Origin of the sequence: Sporolactobacillus inulinus (assembly GCF_006539285.1) — a bacterium.
Classification (GTDB): Bacteria; Bacillota; Bacilli; order Bacillales; family Sporolactobacillaceae; genus Sporolactobacillus; species Sporolactobacillus inulinus.
The window spans coordinates 1-1521 of the sequence record NZ_BJMS01000198.1; the positions used below are offsets into that span (position 1 = coordinate 1).

The 1521-nt window shown below is 44.9% G+C and carries 1 protein-coding gene; it reads right to left on the reverse strand.

The window, feature by feature from the left end; translation table 11 throughout:
- Nucleotides 1-181: 181 nt before the first annotated feature.
- The gene (locus SIN01_RS14675; RefSeq protein ID WP_010026325.1) at nucleotides 182-1339 is read right to left on the reverse strand and encodes a glycosyltransferase family protein; all 1158 of its coding nucleotides are present in this window, start codon (nucleotides 1337-1339) and stop codon (nucleotides 182-184) included.
- Nucleotides 1340-1521 lie beyond the last annotated feature (182 nt).

Below are 1521 nucleotides of genomic sequence, written 5' to 3' on the forward strand. Positions count from 1 at the left end.
GATTCTTGGCCAAGACACTGGTCTATTGGTTTGAAGACGGGGCAAAATCATGTACTTTCTTTACCTGTAAAAAAAAAAACAACCTGTAATCAGGCTGCCTTTCACTAAAGCGATTTATCTTTTTCATTTACTGCCTTGCTGCAAAGAAGCAGTGCTGTTCAAAAGCAGAACACGCGTAACGTTATGAAGCCGTCTCAATGGGCAAACGGTTTATCACTTCCATAAAATCGCTGAGTGTATCCTTCCAAGTAACCGCTGTCAAATGTGCTTGGGCATGCTGCACCGTATTCGTGATCCGTTCCGGACTGTGAATCGCATCGTGGAGCGTTTGAAAAAGACTTTCTTCATCAAGATGGCAGAACAACGCGCACTGCTTCGGCATGAAGCTCAACCCCGTCCCTTCATAAAAGTCAATGACCGGCAAACCGCTGCTCATCATTTCATAAGGGACAAGTGAAAAGTTCGTCATCGACGGAGCGATACCGAAATCTGCGCGGAGAAACAGTTCATGCATCTCTTTTTTCGTCAGCTTGCCGAGGTTCTTGCCATTAATAAATTGTTCGGATTGATCGGTGCCGAAATACACAATATTGAGCTGAATACCGTGTTCCCGCGCGATTTGCGCACAGTTGCTCAGCACAATTTGGATACTGATCGGTGCTCTGCGCGGACTGCTCCATTTTGTATAAGCCGCAATGGTGAATACGCTTTTATTTTTATACTCCGTAAATTCTCTCGGCTGAAACGGATACCGACGCGCATCGACCGGAAAACGAATCACATCAAGCGGGCTGCGCACTTGGCAATTCTTTTTAATCATTTCGGCGCACCATGGTCCAAGCGAAATCATGTGCAACCCTAATTCATAAGTCTTCTTCGCAAGGTAAGAGCGATCACCGAACGCATAAAAATAAGGTTCATAATCCTGAACAAAATACATCTTATAGCCCGGCTTATCTTTAAAAACATAAACCGACTCCCAAAGCGTCCCAAGCCAAATATCCGACTGATGATGCGCCAAGGCACTCATATCCAGACAGGTGCCCTGATAACCGGAATAATTGAACTCAGCATTAATTTCCATCGCTTCCCGTGATTGCGCGACATAACTTAAATAGTAGACCTGAAAGCCGCGTTTGCTCAATTCCGTTCCTAAATGCAGCATCGTCGTTTGCCCACCGTCAAAAGGAATAATTCCGGTTGTAACGAAGGTAATCGAGCGAGGCGCTTTCGGCAGCTCTTGCTTTACCTGCCTGAAGTTAAAATACTTAATAATGTCATCATAGTCGTGGATGTCTCCCTGTTGAATGTCCTGAAATGCTGTGGCAACAGGTTTCACTTGACCGTCACTCCTCCGAATTGGATAAATTTTCGTTCATTTTCACATTCTCCCTTTAATTATAGCACTGACCTGGCGTTCTCATGTCTGTTTATGCAAACAGGTGCCTGCCCGATAAATCATTGAAACACCCAAAGCCGCTTTGCTGATTAAGAAAAACCAAGCTGTGCTTGGTCCTTACT